This window comes from Serratia sp. ID 25-353 (genome assembly GCF_054792795.1).
Genome location: NZ_CM139236.1, coordinates 2,132,400 through 2,157,621, shown reverse-complemented (window position 1 = coordinate 2,157,621; position 25,222 = coordinate 2,132,400). Strand labels below are relative to the sequence as shown.

At 59.7% G+C, this 25,222-nt stretch carries 20 protein-coding genes; 9 read left to right on the top strand and 11 right to left on the bottom strand.

The genetic code is table 11. From position 1 onward, the window contains the following. Nucleotides 1-13: 13 nt before the first annotated feature. Both dauA and ACYF6X_RS10305 read right to left on the bottom strand, forming a co-directional pair. A complete protein-coding gene (dauA, locus tag ACYF6X_RS10310) occupies nt 14-1,702 on the bottom strand; it encodes a C4-dicarboxylic acid transporter DauA (RefSeq protein WP_130017928.1) in 1,689 nt (562 codons plus the stop codon). Nucleotides 1,703-1,934: 232 nt separating this feature from the next. Further along, nucleotides 1,935-2,420 carry a heme-degrading domain-containing protein gene (locus tag ACYF6X_RS10305; RefSeq protein ID WP_063989590.1) on the bottom strand — a complete coding sequence of 162 codons (486 nt, stop codon included), beginning with the start codon at nt 2,418-2,420 and terminating at the stop codon, nt 1,935-1,937. Between the two features lie 200 nt (nt 2,421-2,620). On the opposite strand from ACYF6X_RS10305, the gene ACYF6X_RS10300 reads away from it, so the two are divergent. Next, nucleotides 2,621-3,721 carry a GGDEF domain-containing protein gene (locus ACYF6X_RS10300; RefSeq protein WP_130017929.1) on the top strand — a complete coding sequence of 367 codons (1,101 nt, stop codon included), beginning with the start codon at nt 2,621-2,623 and terminating at the stop codon, nt 3,719-3,721. A gap of 34 nt (nt 3,722-3,755) precedes the next feature. On the opposite strand, the gene mfd is transcribed toward ACYF6X_RS10300, so the two are convergent. Beyond that, nucleotides 3,756-7,229 carry a transcription-repair coupling factor gene (mfd, locus tag ACYF6X_RS10295; protein ID WP_130017930.1) on the bottom strand — a complete coding sequence of 1,158 codons (3,474 nt, stop codon included), beginning with the start codon at nt 7,227-7,229 and terminating at the stop codon, nt 3,756-3,758. Nucleotides 7,230-7,538: 309 nt separating this feature from the next. On the opposite strand from mfd, the gene lolC reads away from it, so the two are divergent. Genes lolC through cobB form a run of 5 tightly spaced genes read left to right on the top strand, consistent with a single transcriptional unit; the run spans nt 7,539 to nt 12,507 of the window. Next, the gene (gene lolC / locus ACYF6X_RS10290) at nt 7,539-8,741 is read left to right on the top strand and encodes a lipoprotein-releasing ABC transporter permease subunit LolC (protein WP_130017931.1); all 1,203 of its coding nucleotides are present in this window, start codon (nt 7,539-7,541) and stop codon (nt 8,739-8,741) included. Beyond that, nucleotides 8,734-9,438, top strand: a complete 705-nt coding sequence (lolD, locus tag ACYF6X_RS10285) for a lipoprotein-releasing ABC transporter ATP-binding protein LolD (RefSeq protein WP_004941120.1) — start codon at nt 8,734-8,736, stop codon at nt 9,436-9,438. The genes lolC and lolD overlap by 8 nt, the downstream gene beginning before the upstream one ends. After that, nucleotides 9,438-10,685 (top strand): lipoprotein-releasing ABC transporter permease subunit LolE, encoded by a 1,248-nt coding sequence (lolE, locus tag ACYF6X_RS10280; RefSeq protein WP_063989594.1) that lies wholly within the window; start codon nt 9,438-9,440, stop codon nt 10,683-10,685. The genes lolD and lolE overlap by 1 nt, the downstream gene beginning before the upstream one ends. Nucleotides 10,686-10,738: 53 nt before the next feature. Continuing rightward, complete coding sequence (gene nagK, locus ACYF6X_RS10275; protein ID WP_063989595.1) at nt 10,739-11,659, top strand: N-acetylglucosamine kinase; 921 nt, start codon at nt 10,739-10,741, stop codon at nt 11,657-11,659. Nucleotides 11,660-11,670: 11 nt separating this feature from the next. After that, on the top strand, nt 11,671-12,507 hold the full coding sequence (gene cobB, locus ACYF6X_RS10270) for a Sir2 family NAD+-dependent deacetylase (RefSeq protein ID WP_015377583.1): 837 nt from the start codon (nt 11,671-11,673) through the stop codon (nt 12,505-12,507). A gap of 48 nt (nt 12,508-12,555) precedes the next feature. On the opposite strand, the gene potD is transcribed toward cobB, so the two are convergent. Further along, a complete protein-coding gene (gene potD, locus ACYF6X_RS10265) occupies nt 12,556-13,599 on the bottom strand; it encodes a spermidine/putrescine ABC transporter substrate-binding protein PotD (RefSeq protein ID WP_033633291.1) in 1,044 nt (347 codons plus the stop codon). A 238-nt stretch (nt 13,600-13,837) separates the two neighbouring features. Here potD and ACYF6X_RS10260 point away from each other — a divergent pair, with 238 nt between their 5' ends. Next, complete coding sequence (locus ACYF6X_RS10260) at nt 13,838-14,548, top strand: MurR/RpiR family transcriptional regulator (protein ID WP_063989597.1); 711 nt, start codon at nt 13,838-13,840, stop codon at nt 14,546-14,548. A 17-nt stretch (nt 14,549-14,565) separates the two neighbouring features. Here the strand turns inward: ACYF6X_RS10260 and ACYF6X_RS10255 are convergent, their stop codons facing one another. The 6 genes from ACYF6X_RS10255 to ACYF6X_RS10230 form a co-directional block, all read right to left on the bottom strand. Beyond that, nucleotides 14,566-15,951: a family 4 glycosyl hydrolase gene (locus tag ACYF6X_RS10255; protein ID WP_063989598.1), complete on the bottom strand. Its 1,386-nt coding sequence runs from the start codon at nt 15,949-15,951 to the stop codon at nt 14,566-14,568. A gap of 24 nt (nt 15,952-15,975) precedes the next feature. Further along, a complete protein-coding gene (locus ACYF6X_RS10250; RefSeq protein ID WP_130017932.1) occupies nt 15,976-17,535 on the bottom strand; it encodes a PTS transporter subunit EIIC in 1,560 nt (519 codons plus the stop codon). Nucleotides 17,536-17,754: 219 nt separating this feature from the next. Further along, on the bottom strand, nt 17,755-18,537 hold the full coding sequence (potC, locus tag ACYF6X_RS10245; RefSeq protein WP_047727722.1) for a spermidine/putrescine ABC transporter permease PotC: 783 nt from the start codon (nt 18,535-18,537) through the stop codon (nt 17,755-17,757). Continuing rightward, complete coding sequence (gene potB / locus ACYF6X_RS10240; RefSeq protein WP_063989600.1) at nt 18,534-19,394, bottom strand: spermidine/putrescine ABC transporter permease PotB; 861 nt, start codon at nt 19,392-19,394, stop codon at nt 18,534-18,536. The genes potC and potB overlap by 4 nt, the downstream gene beginning before the upstream one ends. Then, nucleotides 19,378-20,493 carry a spermidine/putrescine ABC transporter ATP-binding protein PotA gene (gene potA / locus ACYF6X_RS10235; RefSeq protein ID WP_107226928.1) on the bottom strand — a complete coding sequence of 372 codons (1,116 nt, stop codon included), beginning with the start codon at nt 20,491-20,493 and terminating at the stop codon, nt 19,378-19,380. Before potA ends, potB begins: the two co-directional genes overlap by 17 nt. A 25-nt stretch (nt 20,494-20,518) precedes the next feature. Then, nucleotides 20,519-20,791 (bottom strand): hypothetical protein, encoded by a 273-nt coding sequence (locus tag ACYF6X_RS10230; protein WP_127146169.1) that lies wholly within the window; start codon nt 20,789-20,791, stop codon nt 20,519-20,521. 57 nt (nt 20,792-20,848) lie between these two features. On the opposite strand from ACYF6X_RS10230, the gene pepT reads away from it, so the two are divergent. Then, nucleotides 20,849-22,078: a peptidase T gene (gene pepT, locus ACYF6X_RS10225; protein WP_063989602.1), complete on the top strand. Its 1,230-nt coding sequence runs from the start codon at nt 20,849-20,851 to the stop codon at nt 22,076-22,078. Between the two features lie 90 nt (nt 22,079-22,168). Then, the gene (locus ACYF6X_RS10220; RefSeq protein ID WP_130018041.1) at nt 22,169-23,248 is read left to right on the top strand and encodes a malate/lactate/ureidoglycolate dehydrogenase; all 1,080 of its coding nucleotides are present in this window, start codon (nt 22,169-22,171) and stop codon (nt 23,246-23,248) included. A 76-nt stretch (nt 23,249-23,324) separates the two neighbouring features. On the opposite strand, the gene ACYF6X_RS10215 is transcribed toward ACYF6X_RS10220, so the two are convergent. Beyond that, nucleotides 23,325-25,118 (bottom strand): ATP-binding cassette domain-containing protein, encoded by a 1,794-nt coding sequence (locus ACYF6X_RS10215; RefSeq protein WP_242512546.1) that lies wholly within the window; start codon nt 25,116-25,118, stop codon nt 23,325-23,327. Between the last annotated feature and the right edge of the window lie 104 nt (nt 25,119-25,222).

Below are 25,222 nucleotides of genomic sequence, written 5' to 3'. Positions count from 1 at the left end.
GGCTTTTTGACGTTTAGGTGCCGGTGGCCGCCAGCGCTTCCGGCAGCGTCGGGAAGAACTGCAAGCGGCCCTCGATCGGCTGCACCCGCGCGCGCGCCAGGGTTTTCAGCGGCTGGAACGGCACGTCGGTGATCACCAATTTCTTGTCCGCCGGCAGCACGTCGATAAAGCGCCGCAGTGCGCTCAGGCCGCCGGCGTCGAGCACCGGCACCGCATCCCACTGCAGCACGATCGTGCGATAACTTTCGCTGCGCGCCAACAGTTCGGTAAAGATGCGCTCGGCGGCGGCGAAGAACAGCGGGCCGTTCACCCGCAGCACCAAGCGGCCGCCGTCGGCGCTCAGCTCACTCAGCCGCGTCATGCGGGCGATGCGGCGCATAAACAGCAGCGATGCCAGCACGATACCCACGGTAATGGCGATCACCATATCGAACAGCACCGTCAGCGACATGCACAGCAGCAGCACCAGAATGTCGTCCTTCGGCGCCCGGCGCAGCAGGTAAATTACCTTGTGCGCCTCGCTCATGTTCCAGGCGACCATCAGCAGCAGCGCCGCCATCGCCGCCAGCGGCAGGTAAGAGAGCCACGGCGCCAAGACCAGCAGCGCCAACAGCACCAGCAGCGCGTGGATGATGGCGGACACCGGCGAGGTGGCGCCGGCGCGCACGTTGGCCGCCGAACGGGCAATCGCGGCGGTGGCGGTAATGCCGCCGAAGAACGGCGCGATGATGTTGCCCGCACCTTGGCCGAGCAGTTCGCTGTTCGAGTTGTGCTTCTTGCCGGTCATGCCGTCGAGCACCACGGCGCACAGCAGCGATTCGATCGCGCCGAGCATCGCCATCGAAAACGCCGCCGGCAGCAGGGCGGAAACGGTTTGCCAGCTCAGGGTGAACGGCTGCCCGCCGCCGCCCGGCAGATCCCAGGGCAGCAGCAGCTGTGGCAGGATCGGCGGAATGCCCTGGCCGCTGCTGCCATCGGCCAGCAGGTAGCTGAAGCGCGAGCCGATGGTTGCCACCGGGTGGTCAAACAGCGCCAGCAGCCCCATCAGCGCGGTGCCCGCCAGCAGCGCCGGCAGGTGGCCAGGCACCCGCAGGCCGAGCTTGGGCCAGAAGATCAGGATCAAGAGCGTCACCGCGCCGATCAGGGTATCGCCGAAATCCAGCGTCGGCAGCGCCTGCAGCAGGGCGTACAGCTTGCCAACGTAATTTTCCGGCGTGTGCGCCAGCTGCAGGCCGAAGAAATCCTTGATCTGCATGGTGGCGATGGTGATGGCGATGCCGGAGGTAAAGCCGAGCGTCACCGGCAGCGGAATGTACTCGATCAGCCGGCCAAAGCGCGCCAGCCCCATCAGCAGCAGAAACACCCCGGAAATCAGCGTGGCGACCAGCAGGCCGGCCAGGCCGAACTGCTGCGAAACCGGATACAGGATCACCACGAAGGCGGCGGTGGGGCCGGAGACGCTGTAGCGCGAGCCGCCGCTGACGGCGATGACGATGCCGGCGATGGCGGCGGTGTACAGGCCGTACTGCGGCGGCACGCCGCTGGCGATCGCCAGCGCCATCGCCAGCGGGATGGCGATAATACCGACCGTCACCCCGGCGATAGCGTCTTTCAGCAACCGCGCCAGGCTATAAGGTTCCCGCCAGCAGGCGTCTATCAGCGCGCTGAAGGGGCGAATTTTGTTTATTTCATGCGTTTTCATCTACGGTGCGTACCAAATCTTCAAAAGTGAAAGGAATGGCGGGCCCGATGAGGTCCGTCTTGTCACGTGACAGATACCATACGCCTTTTGTTCAGCGGATTACCAGACCTGTGTCAATTTGGCGCAGGAAATCAGAGAGTCGCCCTTTTGTTTGGCGCTAAATACCGATAACAGATAAGTCAGCCGCAGATTCTGCGGCTGAAAAGGAAAGGAATAGTCGAGGTTTCAACGGCTAGTGGAGTTCGGGCAGGGATAAGCCGAGAAAATTCGCTAAAGTACTCACCAGCAGCTGGTGATCGTCCTTCTGCGGCGCACCGGAAATGCTGATGCTACCGACGCAGCCGAGGCCGGTTAGGGTGAGCGGGAAGGCGCCGCCGTGCACCGAATAGTCGCGCACGCTCAGCCCGTAGCGTTCCTCCAGCGACGTTTGTCGCTGCTGCAGGCGCAGGCCGATGGCGTAAGAGCTTTTGTGAAAATGGTTCACCAGATTGCGCTTGCGCCGCACCCAGTCGGCAATGTCCGGCGTGGCGCCCGGCATGGCGTAATAAAACAGCGTTTGCCCGGCCAGTTGGATCTCGATGGCGATGCTCAGGCCGCGCCGCTCGGCGGCGGTTTTCAGCGCCGCGCCCAGCTCCCAGGCGGTGGCGGCGTCAAAATGGGTAAAAGCCAGCGTCGCTTCCTGTTCGCTGAGCGCCTGCAGTTCATCGTCGATATTCATGCGGTTCTCCCCCGATAACACAAAGCACAGAGTAGCCTGAAGCGCGCATCGTGAGATAGACGGCTTGGCGATAAGATAGAACTGCTACTCTATTAATAGACTGTGTAAAATAGCCGCCGCCGAAGCGGAGACGACAGGGATACGTTATTCAACGTCTGCACATCAACCCCTGGCGATCCCGAGGAGCGCGCTGACTATTTATGACCTACATTGCGTCCATTCCCGCCATTTACAGCGACGCCTGCATCACCTACGCCACGCTGTCGGTAAGCTATTTCGTTCTCAGTAAAAACGCGCCGTTCTCCTACCGTTCTGCGCTGTGGAAGCGCGTCGTATTCGGCCTGTTGGCCGGGGTGGCGGTGCTCTATCTAAGCCAGGACCGGCTGGAGCTGACCGATAAGGTGCACTACAGCTTTGCGATGATCCCGATGATCCTGGTGACGTTCTTTGGCGGCGGCGTCAGCGGGCTGGTGAGCTTTTTGTTCGCCATGGCGCTGACCGGCGGTTTCACCGTCGATAACCTGTTTATCGCCTCAATCCTGGTGCCGCTGCTGCTGTCGCGGGTGTGGCTGAAGAAATCCCACTGGGTGTTTTATCTGACGATCGGCGCTATCGCGCTGTATCGCATTGCGGTGGTGTGGCTGCTGGTGGACATGAGCGGGCTGTGGCTGGACGTGTTGCTGTACCAGGCGGTTTCCGCGCTCTGCCTGGCGATTTGCTACCATGCGCTGAATTTCAAAGAACGCCATATCTACGCCTATTTCGCGATGCGCGCACGCGCCACCACCGACAGCCTGACCCATATCAACAACCGCGCCAGCGTCGATTATCACCTGATGCTGCAGCGCGCCGAACGCCGCCCCTGCGGGCTGATGATCCTCGATTTGGATGACTTCAAAAAGATCAACGACACCTACGGCCATCCGGCCGGCGACGTGCTGCTGGCCAGCGTCGGCCGGCTGTTGCAAAACAGCGTGCGCAACGAGGACTTTGTCGGGCGTTACGGCGGCGAGGAGTTTATGGTGATCACCGCCAGCTACGATCCGCAGGTCATCGGCGGGGTGGCGGAGCGTATTCGCAGCGCGGTGGCGAGTTCGACGTTCTTGCTGAACGCCCACGATGAAGCACACATCACGCTGTCCATCGGCGTATCGCTGTATCTGCCCGGCATGACGCTGGACAAGGCGATCGCCATGACCGACGAAGCGTTGTATGAGGCGAAGCGCAGCGGCAAAAACCGGGTGGTGACCAGCCGCGTAATGCAGCTGGCGCCGCTGGGTGCCGGTTTCACGCGCGAATAATCCGCCCCCCGCCGTAAAGGCGAGAGGCGTTGACTCAGGCCGCCAGCGTGTGTTCGCGGAAGGCGTTCAGCAGCTCCTCGGTGAACGTCAGGCGTTTCTGGCGATCGGCCAGATCGAGCGTGAACTTCAGCTTGCTCGGGCCGTCCAGACGGTAAACCTGAGGATTGCCCTGCAACAGGCCGATCAGATAGCCGGGGTCGACGCGGTTGTTGTCGCCGAACTCGATAAAGCCGCCGCGCTCGTTGCTCTCGATGCGTTTGATGCCCAGCTTCTGCGCATGCAGGCGCAGCGCCGCGCACTGCAACAGGTTGCGCGCCGCGTCCGGCAACTGGCCGAAGCGGTCGATCAGCTCGACCTTCAGCTCATCCAGCTCGCCGTCGTTCTTCGCGCTGGCGATGCGCTTGTACAGCGAAAGACGGGTATTGACGTCGGGAATGAAATCTTCCGGCAGCAGCGCCGGCATGCGCAGTTCCACCTCGGTCTGGCTGCTGGTGAGATCTTCCAGCGACGGTTCGCGGCCGTTTTTCAACGCATCGACGGCGCTTTCCAACAGCTCCATGTAGAGCGAGAAACCGACGGTGGTCATCTGGCCGCTCTGGTCTTCGCCCAGCAGTTCGCCGGCGCCGCGGATCTCGAGATCGTGGGTCGCCAGCGCGAAACCGGCGCCGAGATCTTCCAGCGATGCGATGGCTTCGAGCCGTTTATGAGCGTCGGTGCCCATGGCTTTCGGGTTCGGCGTCAGCAGATAGGCGTAAGCCTGGTGGTGCGAACGCCCGACGCGGCCGCGCAACTGGTGCAGCTGCGCCAGGCCGAAGCGATCGGCGCGCTCGATGATGATGGTGTTGGCGCTGGGGATATCGATGCCGGTCTCGATGATGGTGGTGCACACCAGCACGTTGAAGCGCTGGTGGTGGAAATCGTTCATCACCCGTTCCAGATCGCGTTCGCGCATCTGGCCGTGGCCGATGGCGATGCGCGCTTCCGGCACCAACTCAGCCAGGCGCTGCGCCGCTTTCTCGATGTTTTCCACGTCGTTATAGAGGTAGTAAACCTGGCCGCCGCGCAACACTTCGCGCAGGATCGCTTCGCGCACCACCAGGCTGTCGTATTCGCGCACGAAGGTTTTCACCGCCAGGCGGCGTGCCGGCGGGGTGGCGATGATCGACAGATCGCGCATGCCGCTCATCGCCATGTTCAGGGTCCGCGGGATAGGCGTGGCGGTCAGCGTCAGGATATCGACGTCGGCGCGCATCGCCTTGATGCGTTCTTTATGGCGCACGCCGAAGCGGTGTTCTTCATCGACGATCAGCAGCCCCAGGTCTTTCCAGCGCAGATCGCTCTGCAACAGCTTGTGGGTGCCGATGATGATATCCACCTTGCCTTCGGCCGCGTCGTCCAGCACCTGCTGCTGCTCTTTGGCGCTGCGGAAGCGCGACATCATCTCGATGCGGATCGGCCAGGTGGCGAAGCGATCGCGGAAGTTGTCGAAGTGCTGCTGTGCCAGCAGGGTGGTCGGCACCAGCACCGCTACCTGCTTGCCGTTTTCCACCGCCAGGAAGGCGGCGCGCATCGCCACTTCGGTTTTGCCGAAGCCGACGTCGCCGCACACCAGGCGATCCATCGCCAACGGCTGGCACATGTCGCTCAGCACCGCGTTGATCGCCTGTTCCTGATCCGGCGTGGTTTCGAACGGGAAGCTCTGGCAGAACAGCTGATACTGTTCGCGGTTGTGTTTGAAGGCGAAACCGGCCTTGGCGGCGCGCTGGGCGTAGATATCCAGCAGCTCGGCCGCCACGTCGCGCACCCGCTCGGCCGCTTTCTGCCGTGCACGCGTCCAGGCGTCGCCGCCCAGTTTGTGCAAAGGAGCGTTTTCGTCTGCGCCGCCGGCGTAACGGCTGATCAGATGCAGCGAAGAAACCGGTACGTACAGCTTGTCCTCACCGGCGTAGGAGAGGATCAGGTACTCGGCCTTGATGCCGCCGGCCTCCAGCGTGGTCAGGCCGACGTAGCGGCCGACGCCGTGCTCCAGGTGCACCACCGGCTGGCCGGGATGCAGTTCCGCCAGGTTGCGGATCAGGGTATCGGTATTGATGGTGCGCCGGTTGTCCTGCCGGCGGCGGCTGACGCGTTCGCCGAGCAGATCGCTTTCGCAGATCAGCGCCCGCTGGCGCAGGCCGTCGAGGAAGCCGTGTTCAGCGGCGCCGACCATCATGTAACGGCCCGCCGTTTCCGCCTGATCGAGGCGCTGAATCAGCGTCGGCGCCAGCTTGATGCGGCCGAGCAGATCCTGCAGCGTTTCACGCCGCCCCTCGCTCTCGACGGAGAAAATCACGCTGCCGTCGAAGCCTTCGATAAAGCGCCGCAGATTATCCAGCGGGGATTTATGCTGCGCCTGCACCGCCAAATCGGGCAGGGTATGGTAATCCAGATTGGTATTGCCGGTCTTGGCCGGCAGCTCATCGGTTTTCAGCGCGATGCGCGGCCAGGCCTTCAGCTCGCCGAACAGCGCGTCGACGCGCAGCCACAGCGTGTCCGGCGCCAGCAGCGGGCGCATCGGATCGACGCGGCGGCTTTCATAACGCTGATTGACGTCCTGCCAGAAGCGCTCGGCGGCGCCCTCCAGATCGCCGGTATTGACGATCAGCGTGTTGGCCGGCAGGTAGCTGAACAGCGACGGCAGCGGTTGGCTGAAGAACAGCGGCTGCCAGTATTCGATGCCGGCCGGCCAGGCGCTTTTGCTGACCTGCTGATAGATGTGCTCGGCGTCGCGACGCACCTCAAACTGCTCGCGCCACTGGCTGCGGAACAGCTCGATGGCGTTCTTGTCGGTGGGGAACTCGTGGGCCGGCAACAGATTGATGGCCTCGACTTCGCTCAGCGTGCGCTGGCTATCGACGTCGAAGATGCGCAGGCTGTCGATTTCGTCATCGAAGAAGTCGATGCGGTAAGGCTCATCGCTGCCCATCGGGTAAAGATCGAGCAACGCACCGCGGGTGGCGAATTCGCCGTGCTCCATCACCTGATCGACGCTGCGGTAGCCGGCCTGTTCCAGCTGCGCGCGCAGCTTGTCGCGCGACAGGCGCTGGCCTTTCTTCATCACCAGCGCGTGGCCGTGCAGGAACTCATGCGGGCAGACGCGCTGCATCAGGGTGTTGACCGGCAAAATGATCACGCCGCGCGCCATGGTCGGCAGGTGATACAGGCTCGACAAACGATCCGAGATGATTTCCTGATGCGGCGAGAAGCTGTCGTACGGCAGGGTTTCCCAGTCGGACAGCGTGGTCACCATCTGGTCGGTGAACTGCTGGATCTCGTCGCGCAGCCGCAGGGCGTTTTGCATGTCCGGCGCGATCAGCATCACCGGGCCTGGGTGGCGTTCGACGATCTCGGCGCACTCCACGGCGCAGGCCGCGCCGGTCAGTTGCCCCAGCTGGCGCAGATCGCCCGCGCGATCGGGCAGAGAATAACGGGGGGATGAAGAACGGTTACGGTTATCGGAAGTGCTCATTCAGGTATCTTTAATCAATGTGTTAGAGGGCGTCCCGGCACGGATAACCCTGCGCCTTTATGCTGTTTATAGTAGCCCAGCAGCCGGCAAACTGACACAGCAAAAAGCGCTGCCCATCGCTTTTTTGCCGGTTATTTAACCGGTTGACGCCGTCGATTTTTTACGGCGGCGGGTCAATATTGCGCTAATCTGCCGCCGTCGCGCTCCTCTGCGCCACGCAATAAAAGGCCGTCGGGTGTTCCCTAAACGAGGGAGAGCCTTTATTATCCATGATCACTTTGCTTAAGCCACGGCTATCAAACGGATTTCATGTATCAACCTGTCGCGTTATTCATTGGCCTGCGCTACATGCGCGGGCGAGCCTCAGACCGCTTCGGACGGTTTGTTTCCTGGCTTTCCACCATCGGCATTACGCTGGGGGTGATGGCGTTGGTCACCGTGCTGTCGGTGATGAACGGATTCGAAAAGGATCTGGAGAACAACATCCTCGGCCTGATGCCGCAGGCGTTGGTCACCAGTCCGCAAGGATCGGTCAACCCGCAGCAGCTGCCGGCCTCCGAGGTGCAGAAGCTGCAGGGCGTCACGCGCGTCGCGCCGCTGACCACCGGTGACGTGGTGCTGCAAAGCGCCCGCAGCGTAGCGGTCGGGGTGATGCTCGGCGTCAATCCCGACGAAGCCGATCCGCTGACCCCGTACCTGGTCAACGTCAAGCAGCAACAGCTGCAGCCGGGCCAGTACAACATCATCATCGGTGAACAGCTGGCGGGGCAACTCGGCGTCAAGCGCGGCGATTCGCTGCGCGTGATGGTGCCAAGCGCCAGCCAGTTCACGCCGATGGGCCGCATTCCCAGCCAGCGTCTGTTCACCCTCATCGGCACCTTCCACGCCAACAGCGAGGTGGACGGCTATCAGCTGCTGGTCAACCAACAGGACGCTTCGCGCCTGATGCGCTACCCGGCAGGTAACATCACCGGCTGGCGACTGTTCCTGCAACAGCCGCTGACGGTCGATACCCTCAGCCAACAGCCGTTGCCGGCGGGCACGGTCTGGAAGGACTGGCGCGATCGCAAGGGCGAGCTGTTCCAGGCTGTGCGCATGGAGAAGAACATGATGGGGCTGCTGCTCAGCCTGATCGTGGCGGTGGCGGCGTTTAACATCATTACCTCGCTCGGCCTGCTGGTGATGGAAAAGCAGGGTGAAGTCGCCATTCTGCAGACCCAGGGGCTGACTCGCCGCCAGATCATGTCGGTGTTTATGGTGCAGGGCGCCAGCGCCGGCATCATCGGTTCGCTGCTTGGCACGCTGCTCGGCGTGCTGCTGGCCACCAACCTGAATAACCTGATGCCGATCCTCGGCGCCTTGATCGACGGCGCTTCGCTGCCGGTGGCGGTCGATCCGCTGCAGGTGACGATCATCGCCGTGGTGGCGATGGCGGTTTCCCTGTTGTCCACGCTTTATCCTTCATGGCGCGCTGCCGCCGTACAACCCGCTGAGGCTTTACGTTATGAGTAACCATCTTTTGCTGCAGTGTGACAACCTGTGCAAGACCTATCAGGAAGGCAATCTGCACACCGACGTGCTGCGCAACGTCAGCTTTGCCATGCAGCAGGGCGAGATGATGGCGATCGTCGGCAGCTCGGGTTCCGGCAAGAGCACCCTGTTGCACCTGCTGGGCGGGCTGGACTCACCGACCTCCGGCGAGGTGATTTTCAAGGGCGAATCGCTGAACGCCATGTCTTCGGCGGCCAAGGCCGAGCTGCGCAACCGCCAACTGGGCTTCATCTATCAGTTCCACCATCTGCTGCCGGACTTCACCGCGCTGGAAAACGCCGCCATGCCGCTGCTGATCGGCGGCGCCAAGCCGGCGCAGGCGCAGGAGAAGGCGCGGGAGATGCTGGCGGCGGTCGGGCTGGAAAAACGCAGCAAACACCGCCCGTCAGAGCTCTCCGGCGGCGAGCGTCAGCGCGTGGCGATCGCGCGTGCGCTGGTTAACAATCCGGCGCTGGTGCTGGCGGACGAACCGACCGGTAACCTGGACAAACGCACCGCGGACAGCATCTTCGATCTGCTGGGCGAGCTGAACGTGCGTCAGGGCACCGCTTTCCTGGTGGTGACGCACGATCTGCAGCTGGCCAAGCGTCTGAGCCGCCAGTTGGAAATGGCCGACGGCCACCTGCAGGCGCAGCTGACCCTGATGGGGGCCGAGTAATGGCGGGAGCCTCACTGTCCTTCCTGACGGCCCTGCGTTTCAGCCGCGGCCGTAAACGCGGCGGCATGGTGTCGCTGATCTCGGTCATCTCCACCATTGGCATTGCGCTGGGGGTAGCGGTGCTGATCGTCGGCCTGAGCGCGATGAACGGCTTTGAGCGCGAGCTGAAGAACCGCATTCTGGCGGTGGTGCCGCACGGCGAACTCGAACCGGTCAATCAGCCGTTCAGCGGCTGGCCGTCGATTCTGCAGCGGGTGGAAAAGGTGCCGGGCATTGTGGCCGCCGCGCCGTACATCAACTTTACCGGCCTGATGGAGAACGGCGCACAGTTGCGCGCGGTGGAAGTCAAGGGCGTTGATCCGCAGCAGGAAAGCCGGCTGAGCGCGCTGCCGCAGTATGTGCAGGGCGACGCCTGGGCCAACTTCAAGCCCGGCGAGCAGCAGGTGATCCTCGGCAGGGGCGTGGCCGACGCGCTGGGCGTCAAGCAGGGCGCCTACGTGACGGTGATGATCCCCAACAGCGACCCGGAAATGAAGCTGCTGCAGCCAAAGCGCATTCGTCTGCACGTGACCGGCATTTTGCAGCTCAGTGGCCAGCTCGATCACAGCCTGGCGCTGGTGCCACTGGCCGACGCGCAGCAGTATCTCGACATGGGTGACAGCGTCACGGGCATCGCGCTGAAGATGAACGACGTGTTCGCCGCCAACAAACTGGTGCGCGACGCCGGCGAAGTGACCAACGCCTACATTTACATCAAGAGCTGGATCGGCAAATACGGCTATATGTACCGCGACATCCAGATGATCCGCGCCATCATGTATCTGGCGATGGTGCTGGTGATCGGCGTAGCCTGCTTCAACATTGTCTCCACGCTGGTGATGGCGGTGAAAGACAAAAGCGCCGACATTGCGGTGCTACGCACCCTGGGCGCCAAAGACGGCTTTATCCGCGCCATCTTCATCTGGTATGGGCTGCTGGCCGGGCTGCTGGGCAGCCTGAGCGGCGTGGTGATCGGGGTGATCGCCTCGCTGCAGCTGACCAACATCATCCGGGGCATCGAGAAACTGGTCGGCCACTCCTTCCTGTCGGGCGATATCTACTTCATCGATTTCCTGCCTTCCGAGCTGCACTGGCTGGATGTGCTGATCGTGTTGGCGACCGCCATCGTGCTGAGCCTGTTGGCCAGTTGGTATCCGGCCAGGCGTGCCAGCCGCATCGATCCGGCGCGGGTGCTGAGCGGACAATAAAACCCACGGGGAGGCAGCGATGCCGCCCCGTTTTTTTAGCCTGGGGATGGGTTATGTACTACGGTTTCGATATGGGCGGCACCAAGATTGAGCTGGGGGTATTCGACGACCGCCTGCAGCGCATTTGGCAAAAGCGGGTGCCGACGCCGCGTGAGGATTACCGGCAACTGCTGGCCACGCTGTGCGATCTGACCCTTGAGGCGGATGCGTTTTGCGGCCGGCGCGGCAGCGTCGGCATCGGCATCCCAGGCCTGCCCAACGATGATGACGGCACGCTGTTTACCGCCAACGTGCCGGCGGCGATGGGGCGACCGCTGCCGCGCGATCTGGCGGCGCTGATCGGGCGCGAGGTGCGGGTCGATAACGACGCCAACTGCTTTGCGCTGTCGGAGGCCTGGGACGACGAGTTTCGCCGCTACCCGACGGTGCTGGGCATCATCCTCGGCACCGGCGTTGGCGGCGGGCTGATCGTCGACGGCAAGACGGTGCCTGGACGCAACTATATCGCCGGCGAGTTCGGCCATTTGCGCCTGCCGGTGGACGCGCTCGAGGTGCTGGGGCGTGATGTGCCTCGCGTTGCCTGCGGGTGCGGCCATCAGGGTTGCATTGAAAATTACATATCGGGCCGCGGTTTCGAATGGATGTACGCCCATTTCTATGGCCGGCACTTGCCTGCCACCGAGATCATTGCGCATTATCAGGCGGGTGAGCCGCAGGCGGTGGCCCACGTCGACCGCTTTATGGACGTGCTGGCGATCTGCCTGGGCAACCTGCTGACGGTGCTGGATCCGCACCTGGTGGTGATCGGCGGCGGGCTGTCGAACTTCGACGCCATTTACCAGGCGTTGCCGCAGCGGCTGCCGGCGCACCTGCTGCGGGTGGCCCGGCTGCCGCGCATCGAGAAGGCGCGCTATGGCGACGCCGGCGGCGTGCGCGGCGCAGCGTTCCTCAATTTGGTCAACAGGGAAAAGTAAGGAGAGAGTTAATGCACACTCGCCATCGGCTGTGTCAGTTTCGCAAGAGTAAGCATGTGCTGCATCAGCGCTTTCGTTCACGCATTTTTCACCGTGACACCATGGCGGCGGCCGAGCTGAAAAAGCCGTTTGTGGTGGTGTTGACCGGGGCCGGCATTTCGGCCGAGTCGGGCATTCGCACCTTCCGCGCCGCGGATGGGCTATGGGAAGAGCACCGGGTGGAGGACGTCGCCACGCCGGAAGGTTTTCAGCGCGATCCGGCGCTGGTGCAGGCGTTTTACAACGAACGCCGCCGCCAGCTGCAGACGGAAGAGATCGCCCCGAACGCCGCGCACCGTGCGCTGGCGGACCTGGAAGAGTGGCTGGGGGACAACTTCCTGTTGGTCACGCAAAACATCGATAACCTGCATGAGCGCGCCGGCAGCAAGCGGGTGCTGCACATGCACGGCGAATTGCTGAAGGTGCGCTGCACCCAGTCGGGCCAGGTGTTCGAATGGCCCGGCGATCTCAGCGTTGACGACCGTTGCCACTGCTGCCAGTTCCCGGCGCCGCTGCGGCCACACGTGGTGTGGTTCGGCGAGATGCCGCTGGGCATGGACGACATTTACCAGGCGCTGAGCAAGGCCGATTTCTTCGTCGCCATCGGCACCTCCGGCCACGTCTATCCGGCGGCCGGCTTCGTGCATGAGGCGCGGCTGGGCGGCGCCTACGCCATGGAACTGAACCTGGAACCGAGCCAGGTAGAGAGCCAGTTCGACGAGAAACACTACGGTCTTGCCAGCGAAGTGGTACCGCGTTTTGTGCACAAGTTCCTGGTGGGCAAGGTGGCGCGGGCCGACAGGCCCTGAGAAAGGCATCAGGGCGCACTGCGCGCCCTGATGGGATGGCGGGGCGTGTTAGCGCCCGGCTTTCAGCTTTTGGAAGTAGCTTTCGTACAGCGTGCTGGCGTCGCCGACGTCGTTTTGCCACTCGCCGTGCTCAATCACCGCCTTATCCGGGTAGAGTGATTTATCGTTGGCGATCTCTGGCGACAGCAGCTTCTTCGCCGCCAGGTTCGGCGTCGGGTAACCGATGGTTTCCGCCACCTGCACTGCGATTTCCGGCCGTAGCAGGAAGTCTATCAGCTTCAGCGCCCCCTCGACGTTGCGCGCGTTGGCCGGAATGGCCAGGCTGTCCATCCAGAAGATCCCGCCTTCCTTCGGCCAAACGATCTCCAGCGGCGTGCCGGCCTGGCGCGCCACGAAGGCCGAACCGTTCCACACCATACCGACGTTGACTTCCCCTTCCATAAACGGGTTGCCCGGGTTGTCGGAGTTGAAGGCCAGCACGTTCGGCATCAATTTCTGCAGTTCGTGATAGGCGGCTTCGATCTCTTTCGGGTCGGTGGTGTTGCCGGAATAGCCCAGCTTGAGCAGCGCCATCTGGAACACTTCGCGCGCGTCGTCGGTCAGCAGCAGGCGGCCTTTGTACTGCGGCTGCCACAGATCGGCCCAGGCGGTAACGGTAGAGGGATCCTGCGCGTCGCTGTTGACGCCGATGGCGGTAGCGCCCCAGATGTAAGGAATGGAATAGTCGTTGTTAGGATCGAACGGCTTGTTCAGCAGGGTAGGATCGAGATCCTTGAAGTGGCTGAGCTTGCTCTTGTCGATTTTTTGCAGCATGCCTTCCTTGCTCATCTTGGCGATGAAGTAAGTGGAAGGCACCACCAGATCGTACGCGCCGTCTTTGTAGGTCTTCAGCTTGGCGTACATGCTTTCGTTGGATTCATAGGTGGAGTAGATCACCTTGATGCCGGTTTCCTTGGTGAACTGCTCCAGCAGCCCCGGCGGGACGTATTCAGTCCAGTTATAGAAGTACAGTGTCTTGCCGTCAGAGGCGTTTGCAGAGCAGAAACTCAGCGCCATCATCCCGGCTGCGAGCAGATGTGACCACTTTTTCATGCAGCGTATCCTTCAGCAGTAGTGAGCCGAACCCGTATGGGCAAACCGTTTGGCGGCCGCGCCATACCCCAGAAAGGGGCCATTATAGGGGCCGGGGTGAGGTGGGTAAAGGCGGTTATCCCGCTGGCAAATCAAGGGGTTTGGCGGCTTAAAGTGCATCACAATTTGATTGTCTCGCGCTGGACAGGCGGTGAAGCGCGTGCGAAACAATAATTTTGGCGAATAAACGAGGGCGGCGATGAATTTCAAACAGGTCTTCAGCCAGGCGGAGCTCAGCAAGACGGATCTGACGATTTTGCACTGCATTCTCGACAATCCGGACGCCTGCATCGACGACGGCATCCGCGCGGTGTCCACACGCTGCTACAGTTCCCCCTCAACGCTGGTGCGGCTGGCCAAAAAGCTGGGCTTTCGCGGCTATCTCGAACTGGTCTATTTCATCAAATTTAACCTGACGATGGCGCCGGCCTACCAGGCGGAACGCGTGACGTCGGCGGCACCGCCGGCCCAGCAGGCGCAGTTTCTCGATCTGCTCGACAGCGGCAAAATCCTGATCCACGGCAGCGGTTTTTCGCAGCTGGTGGCGCAGTATATGTACAACAAGTTTATGACGCTGGGCGTAGACAGTTACCTGTCGCTGTGGCCGGATTTCGACATTCTTGACCGTGAGACGCGCTTTCGCTTCGATATGGTGATCGTGATTTCAAAGTCGGGCAACAGCGGCTCGGCGCTGAGCTGGGGCGAGGCGGTGAAGCGTAACCGCATTCTGCTGGCGGCTTTCTGCGGCGACGGCGACAGCCCGCTGGCGCAGCAGGCCGACATGACCTTTCTGTTTGAGGACCGGCAAAAATACGATCACGATATCTACTATCCCAACCCGTTTTTCGGCCACTGTCTGTTGGGATTCGAGAATGTGATCACCGCCTGGTTTGAACGACGCGGCCGCTGACGGCCGCGCCGCATCGCTTAGCGCCAGTGCACGGCATACTGACGGTGGGCCTGCAGGTACTCCTCCACCAGCGTTTTCGCCAGCGAGTAGGAGTTGACCAGCGGGTGTACCATCAGCGCCTTGATGGCCAGTTGGCGGTTGCCGGTCAGGATCGCCGCCACCGCCAGCCGTTCGTACTCTTTCACCTGCGAAATCAGGTTTTTCTGGGTGTCGGGAATATCGCGCATTTTGACCGGCTGAATGCCAGCGCTGCTCAATTCGCAGCTGATTTCGATCACGTCTTCCGGGTGCAGAAAATCGAGCGTGTCGCGGTTTTGCATCGATACCACCACGCGTTTTTGCCGGCCGCTGTTGACCGCCTCCAGAATGTCGATCGCTACCCCGGCATAGCCGCCGCTGTCCGGCTGTTCGATAAACTGTTGCAGCGTCAGCATCTCACGCGTTTTCACCTTGCCCTGGTTGGACTCGCGCTGCATGTAGGAGTTTTCGCGCTGCAGGTAATGGCTGAAGTAGACAGAGAAGGCGTGTTCCAACTGACGGGGGATGTCCAGCTCGCCCAACGCCGACAGCATTTGGCGATTGATTGCCGCGATTTGTTCGCCGCGGGTCTCGCCGCCCTCGACGATGGCGGCGATCGCCTGCTCACGGTAGTAGTAATAGTAGAGATACTCGTTGAGCATCAGGTTGTCCGACAGCGCCACCAGCTCCGGCGAGAAGTATTTCATGCAGGTTTCGCGATACAAGCGCGGATCCGCCAGCAACCGTTCCGTGACCGGCTCACCGTTGACGCGCGCATTGCGGAACCAGGAAAGATGGTTGAGGCCGAAGCAATCGACGCTCAGTTGGTCTTCGCGGCAGCCCAGCAGCTCGGCCAGTTCGCGAATGAACTCGCTGGGGGCGTCGCAGATACCGTAGACCCGGCGCTGGAAGCCGGATTTGATGATCGCCTCGGTCACCATGCCGGAAGGATTGGTGAAGTTGAACAAGACCGCGTCCGGCGAGGAAAGCTGCTCGATCAGGCGGCAATAATCGAGGATCGCCGGAATCGAACGCATCGCCATGGCGAAGCCGCCGGCGCCGGTGGTTTCTTGCCCGAGCAACTGGTGATTGAGCGCGATGCGCTCGTCATGGATGCGGCCTTCCTCGCCGCCAATGCGCAGGGTGGTGATGATGTAGTCGGCGCCTTGCAGTGCCTGGCGCGGATCGCTGCTGAGGCTGAAAGCAATGTCGTCGCGAATGCGCTGGAACACGCCCTGCGCGAGGGCGCCGTAGATCGCCAGATGGCGCTCATCGGTATCCATAAACACCACTTCGGTAATGCCGATGCGATGGGCGTTATAGGCAATGGATTTGGCGAGGAACGGGGAACGTACGCCGCCGCCGCCGAGAACGGTTAATTTCATTCGATATCTCCCATTAATAAAGCGTTAGAGTGCCGCTAAATATTTCTCTACCTGATTTTTGACCTTGCCGACCGTGACGCCGTAAATTACCTGGACTTCACGGCGATTCTTCACCACGCCTTTGGCGCCGGTGCTTTTCAACGCGGCCTCATCCACCCGCGCCATATCCTTTAATTCCACCCGCAGCCGGGTAAAGCAGTTATCGACGGAAATAATGTTTTCCTTGCCGCCCAGCGCGCGAATAATGATGCCGCTCGGCTCGTCCGGGGTATTTTTGCGGTTCCGGTAATCCTGTTTGGAGTAGAGTTTGACGTCCTGATCATCTTCGCGGCCCGGCGTCTTCAGATTGAGCTTCAGCACCAGCGTTTTAAACACCAGGTAATACACCGCGAACTGCACCAGGCCAATGACCACATACAGCGGCCAGCGGGTGAGGGAGACCGGCAGCGGCAGGTTGTAGGCCAGGAACTCGACCAGCCCGCTGGCGCCCCAAGGGCGTACCTGGAACAGATTGCAGGCCACCTGCGACAGCGCGGTCAACACGGCGTGGATCACCCACAGCAGCGGAGAGATAAACAGGAAGGTGAACTCGATAGGCTCGGTGATACCGACCAGGATCGAAGTGGTGATGGCCGGGATCAGAATCGCCTTGGCCAGCATTTTCTTTTCCGGTTTGGCGGTGTGATAGAAAGCCAATGCCGCGCCCGGCAGGCCGAAGATGGTTACCATCCCTTGCTGCGAGAAGCGCAGCGCCTCGTTCATCAGCGGCGAGATGCTCGGGTCGCGCATATAGGCCAGGAAAATCGCCTGCGAGCCGGAGACGGTCTGGCCGTCCTGCACGATTGAACCGCCGATGCTGGTGAGCTGGAACGGCGACCAGATAAAGTGGTGTAGCCCGGTGGGGATGAGGAATTTCTCGAAGAAACCGTAGACGAATACCCCGAGCGAGCCGGAGCTTTTCATAAAGCCGGTCAGCGCGATCAGGCCCTGCGAGATGGCCGGCCACAGGTAGCTGAAGGCGACGGCGTACAGCATGATGATCGGCGTCATGGCGATCAGCACCAGCTTGGCGCCGCCATAGACCGAAAACACGCCGTTGAGTTCGACGTTGCACAGGCGGTTGTGCACCCAGGCGAGGGTGACGCCGAGGATAAGACCGAGGAAAATGCCCATATCCACCACGGTAAAGCCCAGCAGTTCCGTCTGCCCGGTGCCGTAATATTCGCCGTTGATCTTGGTCGCGACGTGGCCGCTGAGCTGCAGATAAGACGAATTGGCGCCGAGGAACATGATAAAGCACATCACCGCGACCAGCGCCGCTTCGCTTTTTTTGTCTTTGGCCAGGCCGTAGGTAATGCCGATGCAGAAAATCAGCCCGAGATTACCGAATAACGGCCAGAAGGTATCGCCGATCATTTTACCGATAGTGAAGATGGCAGAATGTTCATTGATTAATGTGGCATTGGTGAGAATAGAACTGAGCGCCAGAATCAGACCGATTACCGGCAGGAAAAATATCGGCCCCATCATGGCTTTGGAGAAAAGCTGCAGCTTGCTTAAGATATTATCGATAATACCTTTCATGGCAGTTCCTTTTTATATTTTAATGGATGACGACGTTGCTGAATAAACTCCCTGGAAGCGAGAAAAAAATAAGGCACCTTGCCTGGGTTCAGTTATAGGGGGAAGTTTTCGCCGCTGCAATCGGCGGGGCGGAAATAGGCACCGATGGTCAGTGGATGACAACCGGTGCCGGTTGTGAAGGGGATCACAACCGGGCGCCACAGCGCCCGGCGGGAAGGGTTATTCGGCCTTGGGCGAGCGATCGCGCATCACCCACTGGCTGGCGATCACCAGCACCAGCGACAGCAGCAGCAAAATGGTGGCTAGCGCGTTGACCTCCGGCGAGACGCCGACTTTCACCATCGAATAGATCTTCAGCGGCAAAATCTCGTAGCTCGGCCCGGTGACGAAGGAGGAGACGACCACGTCGTCCATCGACAGGGTGAAGCTCAACAGCCAGCCGGCCGCCACCGCCGGCATCGCCAGCGGCAAAATGATCTTGCGCAGAATGGTGAACTCGCTTGCGCCGAGATCGCGCGCGGCTTCCAGCATCTTCACGTCGAACCCTTTCAGGCGCGCGTAGACGGTCACTACCACGAACGGCAGGCAAAAGGTGATGTGCGAGAACAGCAGCGACCAGAAGCCGAGCGAAATGCCCAGCAGCATGAACAGCACCAGCAGCGAGATGGCCATCACGATGTCCGGCGACATCATCACCACGAACAGCATGCCGCCGACGAACGGCTTGCCGCGGAAGCGGTAGCGGTACAGCGCCACCGCGGTCAGCGAGCCGATCAGCGTGGCGAAGGTGGCGGAGAGCACCGCCATGGTCAGCGAATGGCCGGCGGCCTGCAGCAGGCTGTCGTTGTTGAGCAGCGTGCTGTACCACTTGGTGGTGGCTCCTTGCCAACTGATACCGAAACGCGAGGCGTTGAAGGAGTTGACGATCAGGATGACGATCGGGATATACAGATAGGCGTATACCAGCGTCATAAAGCCGCCGCGCAGCAGACGTCCGATCATGCCAGATCCTCCTTCTTGTTCAACAGACGGGCGGCCCGGTAATAGACCAGCAGCAACAGCCCCATCACCAGCGTCAGGCAGATGCTGGTAGCCGCGCCGAATGGCCAGTCGCGGATATTGAGGAACTGGCTTTTAATCACGTTGCCGATCAGCAGATTCTTGGCGCCGCCCATCAGATCGGCGACGAAGAACAGCCCCATCGCCGGCAGCACCACCAGCAGGCAGCCGGCGATAATGCCCGGCATGGTCAGCGGCACGATGATGCGGATAAAGGTCTGCAGCTTGCTGGCGCCGAGATCGCGCGCCGCCTCCAGGCAGGACTTATCGAGCTTTTCGATGCTGGAGTAGAGCGGCATCACCATAAACGGCAGCAGGATATACACCAGGCCGAGGATCACCGCTTCCGAGGTGTACATGATGCGCAGCGGCTTGTCGATGACGCCGATCCACAGCAGCGCGTCGTTGAGATAGCCGCGGGTGCTGAGAAACAGCTTCAGGCCGTAGATGCGGATCAGCGAGTTGGTCCAGAAGGGCACGATCAGCAGAAACAGCAGCAGCGGCCGCACCTTCTGCGGCAACCGCGCCAGGATAAAGGCGAACGGATAGCCGATCGCCAGGCAGCACAGGGTGGCGATCAGCGCCATGTTCAGCGAGTGCAGCAGCACCTGGGCGTACAAGGGGTCGAACAAGCGCCGGTAGTTGTCCAGCGTGAACACCATCTGCACCAGGTTGGCGTCGTCGCGGGTCAGGAAGCTGGTGGCGATGATCATCAGGTTCGGCATGAACACGAACAGCAACAGCCAGGCGACGACGCCGACGATCACCACATTCTGGAAGACTTTACGCGATTTCTTCATCGGCCAGCACCACCTCCCAGCTTTCAACCCAGGTCACCGCCATCTTCTGGTTGAGCGAGTGGTCGACGTCCGGATCGTCTTCATTGAAGAACTCGCTGACCATCACCGTTTTGCCGCTCTCCAGCTCAACCACCGACTCCAGCGTCATGCCTTTGTAGTTGCGCTCGCGCACGTAGCCGATCAGCCCGTCGTGCTGCGCGCTGTCGTTCACTTCTTCCACCCGCAGATCCTCCGGGCGCAGCAGCACCTTCAGCTTTTGGCCCGGCTCTACCGGCAGATCGGCATAGATGTCGCACTCGCGGCCCTCGACGTTGGCGCGCACCCGCTGCGGATCGAGGCGCTGCAAGACCACCGCGTCGAAAATGTTGATCTCGCCGATGAAGCTGGCGACGAACAGGTTCTTCGGCTCTTCGTAGATCTCACGCGGCGTGCCGTCCTGCTCGATGCGGCCTTCGCGCATCACCACGATGCGATCCGACATGGTCAGCGCTTCTTCCTGATCGTGGGTGACGAACACGAAGGTGATGCCCAGCTTGCGCTGCAGCGCCTTCAGCTCGTTCTGCATCTGTTTGCGCAGCTTGTAGTCCAGCGCCGAGAGCGATTCGTCCAGCAGCAGCACCTTCGGCTTGTTAACCACGGCGCGGGCGATGGCCACGCGTTGCTGTTGGCCGCCGGAGAGCTGGCCCGGCCGCCGCTGGGCGAACGCATCCAGTTGCACCATGCGCAGCGCCTCTTCGACGCGCGGCGTCAGTTCCGCCGCCGGCACCTTTTGCATGCGCAGGCCGAAGGCGACGTTGTCGAACACCGACATGTGCGGAAACAGGGCATAGCTCTGAAACACGGTGTTGACGTGGCGATGTTCGGCCGGAATGGCGGTGATGTCCTGGCCGTCGAGCACGATGCGGCCCAAATCGGCGTCTTCAAGACCAGCGATCAGGCGCAGCACCGTGGTTTTGCCACAGCCGGAGGGGCCGAGAATGGTGAGGAATTCGCCGTGGTTAATCGCCAGTTCGAGATCGGCAATGATGGTTTTGCCATCGAACGCTTTGCTCAGGGCATGCAGTTCAACAAGGGGAGTCGGAGAGGATGTCTCAGTCATTTATCGTATTACTCTATCCCGTGGGCTAATGCAGATAGAACCGCAACTGGAAAAGACTGCCGGAGCTTGCGGGATGCCCGCTGATCAAATGAAGCTCAAACCAGTTACGCCAATGGAAATTTTTCGAGCGCGCATGATAGACGCTGAATGCCGGAATTGAAAGCCGATCCGGCCCAGATGCCGCGTTTTTCATCATGATAGCGACAAATGACCCTGTGATGACAGCGTTATTTCCCTCAGAAATCATCACAAAGATTAATGATATTGGCGAATTCTGGTTAAAAATGACCTGACGCAATATTTGATCCTGATCGGTTCCGCATAATGAAACGCGATATTCTGAGGGGCCGCTACCATGGACAAATTACTTGACCGCTTTTTCAACTACGTCTCTTTCGACACCCAGTCCAAAGCGAACGTAAAGCATGTGCCGAGCACCGACGGGCAGTTGAAGCTGGCGCGCGCGTTGCAGCAGGAAATGATCGCGCTCGGCTTCGAGCGGGTGTCGCTCAGCGAACACGGCTGCGTGATGGGCACCTGGCCGGGTAACGTCGCCTGGCCGGTGCCGGCGGTCGGTTTCATCGCCCATCTGGATACCTCGCCGGATTTCAGCGGCAAAAACGTCAATCCGCAGATCGTCGAGAACTATCGCGGCGGCGACATCGCGCTCGGCATCGGCGATGAAGTGCTGTCGCCGGTGATGTTCCCGATCCTGCACCAGATGCTGGGGCAGACCCTGATCACCACCGACGGCAAAACGCTGCTGGGCGCCGACGACAAGGCTGGCATCGCCGAGATCCTCACCGCCATGGTGCGCCTGCGCGCGCGCAAAATCCCGCACGGCGACATCCGCGTCGCCTTCACCCCGGACGAGGAGGTGGGCAAGGGGGCGCAGCTGTTCGACGTGGCGGCCTTCAACGCCGAATGGGCTTACACCGTGGACGGCGGCGGCGTCGGCGAGTTGGAGTGCGAGAACTTCAACGCCGCCTCGGTGACGATCAAAATCCTCGGCAACAGCGTGCACCCCGGCAGCGCCAAGGGCGTGATGGTCAACGCGCTGTCGTTGGCCACCCGCATTCATCAGGCGCTGCCGGCGGATGAAACGCCGGAGACCACCGAAGGCTACCAGGGCTTTTATCACCTCAGCAGCATCAAGGGCAGCGTAGAGCGCGCCGAAATGCACTATATCCTGCGCGACTTCGAGCGCGAGGGGTTTGAGGCGCGCAAGCGCAAGATGGTGGACATCGCCCGCGAGGTCGGCAAAGGCTTGCCGCGCGATTGTTATATCGAAGTGAGCATCGAAGACAGTTATTACAACATGCGCGAACAGGTGGCGGAGCACCCGCACGTGATCGCGCTGGCGCAGCAGGCGATGCGCGATTGCGACATCGAACCGGTGATGAAGCCGATCCGTGGTGGCACCGACGGCGCCCAGCTGTCGTTCCGCGGCCTGCCGTGCCCGAACCTGTTCACCGGCGGCTACAACTACCACGGCAAGCACGAGTTCGTGACCCTGGAAGGCATGGAGCAAGCGGTGGCGGTGATCATGCGCATCGCAGCGCTGGCCGCCGAGCGGGCGCGGTAAACAGGACGCTTGCGATCGGCATAATCGCTTGCCGTAACAAGGCGTTGCTCATAGTGTGGAAGCCTATTCCCCACGCATAAGGACCGCATGATGAGCACCGAATACCGTATCGCCAGCCCGCATTTGGCGCAGTTCGTTCAGGCGATTTGGCGCCAGGCCGGCAGCACGGCGCGTGAAGCCGAGCTGGTGGCCGATCATCTGGTGCAGGCCAATCTGGCCGGGCACGACTCGCACGGCGTCGGCATGATCCCCAGCTATATGGCGTCGTTGGCGCAGGGGCAATTGCAGCTCAATCAGCATGCCGAGGTGGTGCGCGACGCCGGCGCAGTGCTGACGCTCGACGGCGCACGCGGCTTCGGTCAGGTGGTGGCCAGCGAAGCGATGGCGCTGGGCATTGAACGCGCCGGCAAGCTGGGCCTGGCGGCGGTGGCGCTGCACAACGCGCACCATATCGGCCGCATCGGCCATTGGGCGGAACAGTGCGCCCGCGCCGGTTTCATTTCGATTCACTTCGTCAATGTGGTGGGCGATCCGATGGTGGCGCCGTTCGGCGGCAGCGATCGTCGCTTCGGCACCAACCCGTTCTGCGCCATTTTCCCGCGGCCGGGCCGCACGCCGCTGCTGTTGGATTTTGCCACCAGCGGTATCGCCTTCGGCAAAACCCGGGTGGCCTATAACAAAGGGCTGTCGGTGGCGCCGGGCTATCTGATCGACGAACACGGGCAGCCAACTGCCGAACCGAAGGTGATGCATGAAGCGCCGTTCGGTTCGCTGCTGCCGTTCGGCTTGCACAAAGGCTATGCGCTGGCGGCGATGTGCGAGATCCTCGGCGGCGCGCTCTCCGGCGGCCGCACCACCCACGACGCCACGTTGAAAGCCGACAGCGACGCCATCTTCAATTGCATGACGACCCTGATCCTCGATCCTCAGGCGTTCGACGCCCCGCAAATGCAGGCCGAGGCCGAAGCGTTTATCGGTTGGGTGAAGGCGTCGCCGCCGAGCGGCGAACAGCCGATCGCCGTCCCGGGAGAGTGGGAAGACGCCAACCGCGCGGCGCGGCTGGAGCAGGGCATCCCGATCGATGCCACTACCTGGCAGCAGATTGGCTTGGCGGCGGAGCAGGCGGGCATGGCGGCGGGGGAACTGGCGGATTACCGCGCACAGGGATAAAAACTTTATGATTGGTACATTGGATGACGAGCCTGGTTACGCTACTGATGCTGTCGGGGTGTTGGTATTGATTCTTTCAGACAGCGGCGTCCAATGTATTTTTATGCAGAATGGATTGAATATAGATGTTTCTATCAGCCAATGAGGACAGCTCCCCCCTATCTGCAATGCCTTGTTGATCCAGCACGATGATTTCATCTGAGTAATCGAAGGTGGAACGTCGATGGCTGATATTAATCACGATAGAAGATGGATAAGCGGCTTTGATGTTTCCCAGTACCTCTCTTTCATTAATGATATCAAGAGATGAAGTCACTTCATCCAAAATGATAATTTTAGGGTGACGTAAAAACAGTCGAGCCAAAGATAATCGCTGGCGCTGCCCTCCGGATAATGTCATGCCATTGTCGCCAATTCTGAGATCCAATAACGAGGTTGAATTATTAAGTGGAAGGTCATTGAGTTGTGCGTGTTTCAAAGCCATAAGGAGTTTTTCATCAGAGGCATCTGGGCACGCAATTTTCAGGTTAAATCGGAGTGTGTCCATAAATATATAGTCATTTTGAGCGACGTGGAAAATTATTTCAGCGCGCTGTTTAATTGAGAGTGCATTTATTTCACTGCTGTTTAAATATATCCTTCCCGCATCAGGTTCCAGTTCGCCTGAAATCAATTTTGCTAACGTGCTTTTTCCTGCTCCGCTAGGTCCCGTTAAAGTGAAAAAGCCAGCGCGCGAGAATTCAATGTTCATATTTTTAATGGCATATTTCCCGTTTTTATCATATGAATATTGCACATCTCTTAGCGTGATCGAAACTGCCGTGTCTTGTAAATCGGCGGTGTGAGAGTTTTGAGTTGTCGGCGGCTTGATTGATGTAATAAATGTATATAAAGATGCTGTGGACTTTTGCATCGCCGTATACATGGAGCCGATGTTCTCTAAGGGAGTCGCCAATAACATGATGTAAGAGGCTATCATGACAAAGTGACCTAAGGTAATCCCCTTGCTTATAACCAAATAAAGAGAAAGTAAAAACGATGAGCCGAAGAAAAAGATACTTAGTAATGCTTCAATAAGTAAGAGTTTGAAATCTGTTTTGAGTAATGCCTCATGTTTATCTTCAATCTTGTTAAGGAGTGTTTTGTACCTGTTAAATAAAAAATCATATGTATTGCAAACTCTGGCAGCCTCCATGTTCTTAACGCTGTCAGTGATGATGCTGTATTTTTTTACCGAGGTAGAGTAAAAGTCAGAGTAAAGTTCAGAGATTTTTTTGTTGAATTTTTTCTTAGTGTGAAGGTAAAGGGTAAAATAAATTAAGAATAGTGATGATACGAGGTAGTCTCCGGATAATAAAATAATTGTAATGCTGAATCCTAGCTGGAATAGAGGGGGGAGTAGGTTGTGTGAGATATTTCTCAGTAAAATTGTCAATTCATCTATAGCCTGATTTAAACGTTGGGTGATATCTCCCGTGTTTTCATGGCTATTTACTTCTTTCAAATTGAAAAGGCTTTTAAAATAATTATCAGTCATGTTGATCACGACATTATTACGTAGCGATGTGATTAATATGAAATTTAATGCTGAAGAGAGCTTTCGCATGCTCATAATGGCGATATAACTGATAGCAAGGGTAATGATGGAAAGAGATAAACTGAATTCTTTTTCCTCAATGGCATTGATTAGGTAAGCCATAATTACCGGTTGCACAGAAAATAAAAATGTGGCGATCACCGAGATTAAAATCAAAGTGTAAAATTGACGTTTTACTGTGTAACTTGATGACTTGTTGAAATATTTCAATAAAAATAGTATTTTTTCCATCTTCTTACCTTTAATCTTCTTTACAGTATGATGCGGGCCCACACCATACTCTTGAAAATCATTTGATAAACAAATTCTATTTCATGCCAAGCTCAGCTATCGCTGCGTACTGATTTTATCGACCTGAGTATCGGTCATGGTGGTTG

What these genes read in the sequence shown, in the direction of transcription:
- dauA (WP_130017928.1), bottom strand. Translation starts at nt 1,702, where the DNA reads ATGAAAACGCATGAAATAAACAAAATTCGCCCCTTCAGCGCGCTGATA.
- ACYF6X_RS10305 (WP_063989590.1), bottom strand. Translation starts at nt 2,420, where the DNA reads ATGAATATCGACGATGAACTGCAGGCGCTCAGCGAACAGGAAGCGACG.
- ACYF6X_RS10300 (WP_130017929.1), top strand. Translation starts at nt 2,621, where the DNA reads ATGACCTACATTGCGTCCATTCCCGCCATTTACAGCGACGCCTGCATC.
- mfd (WP_130017930.1), bottom strand. Translation starts at nt 7,229, where the DNA reads ATGAGCACTTCCGATAACCGTAACCGTTCTTCATCCCCCCGTTATTCT.
- lolC (WP_130017931.1), top strand. Translation starts at nt 7,539, where the DNA reads ATGTATCAACCTGTCGCGTTATTCATTGGCCTGCGCTACATGCGCGGG.
- lolD (WP_004941120.1), top strand. Translation starts at nt 8,734, where the DNA reads ATGAGTAACCATCTTTTGCTGCAGTGTGACAACCTGTGCAAGACCTAT.
- lolE (WP_063989594.1), top strand. Translation starts at nt 9,438, where the DNA reads ATGGCGGGAGCCTCACTGTCCTTCCTGACGGCCCTGCGTTTCAGCCGC.
- nagK (WP_063989595.1), top strand. Translation starts at nt 10,739, where the DNA reads ATGTACTACGGTTTCGATATGGGCGGCACCAAGATTGAGCTGGGGGTA.
- cobB (WP_015377583.1), top strand. Translation starts at nt 11,671, where the DNA reads ATGCACACTCGCCATCGGCTGTGTCAGTTTCGCAAGAGTAAGCATGTG.
- potD (WP_033633291.1), bottom strand. Translation starts at nt 13,599, where the DNA reads ATGAAAAAGTGGTCACATCTGCTCGCAGCCGGGATGATGGCGCTGAGT.
- ACYF6X_RS10260 (WP_063989597.1), top strand. Translation starts at nt 13,838, where the DNA reads ATGAATTTCAAACAGGTCTTCAGCCAGGCGGAGCTCAGCAAGACGGAT.
- ACYF6X_RS10255 (WP_063989598.1), bottom strand. Translation starts at nt 15,951, where the DNA reads ATGAAATTAACCGTTCTCGGCGGCGGCGGCGTACGTTCCCCGTTCCTC.
- ACYF6X_RS10250 (WP_130017932.1), bottom strand. Translation starts at nt 17,535, where the DNA reads ATGAAAGGTATTATCGATAATATCTTAAGCAAGCTGCAGCTTTTCTCC.
- potC (WP_047727722.1), bottom strand. Translation starts at nt 18,537, where the DNA reads ATGATCGGACGTCTGCTGCGCGGCGGCTTTATGACGCTGGTATACGCC.
- potB (WP_063989600.1), bottom strand. Translation starts at nt 19,394, where the DNA reads ATGAAGAAATCGCGTAAAGTCTTCCAGAATGTGGTGATCGTCGGCGTC.
- potA (WP_107226928.1), bottom strand. Translation starts at nt 20,493, where the DNA reads ATGACTGAGACATCCTCTCCGACTCCCCTTGTTGAACTGCATGCCCTG.
- pepT (WP_063989602.1), top strand. Translation starts at nt 20,849, where the DNA reads ATGGACAAATTACTTGACCGCTTTTTCAACTACGTCTCTTTCGACACC.
- ACYF6X_RS10220 (WP_130018041.1), top strand. Translation starts at nt 22,169, where the DNA reads ATGAGCACCGAATACCGTATCGCCAGCCCGCATTTGGCGCAGTTCGTT.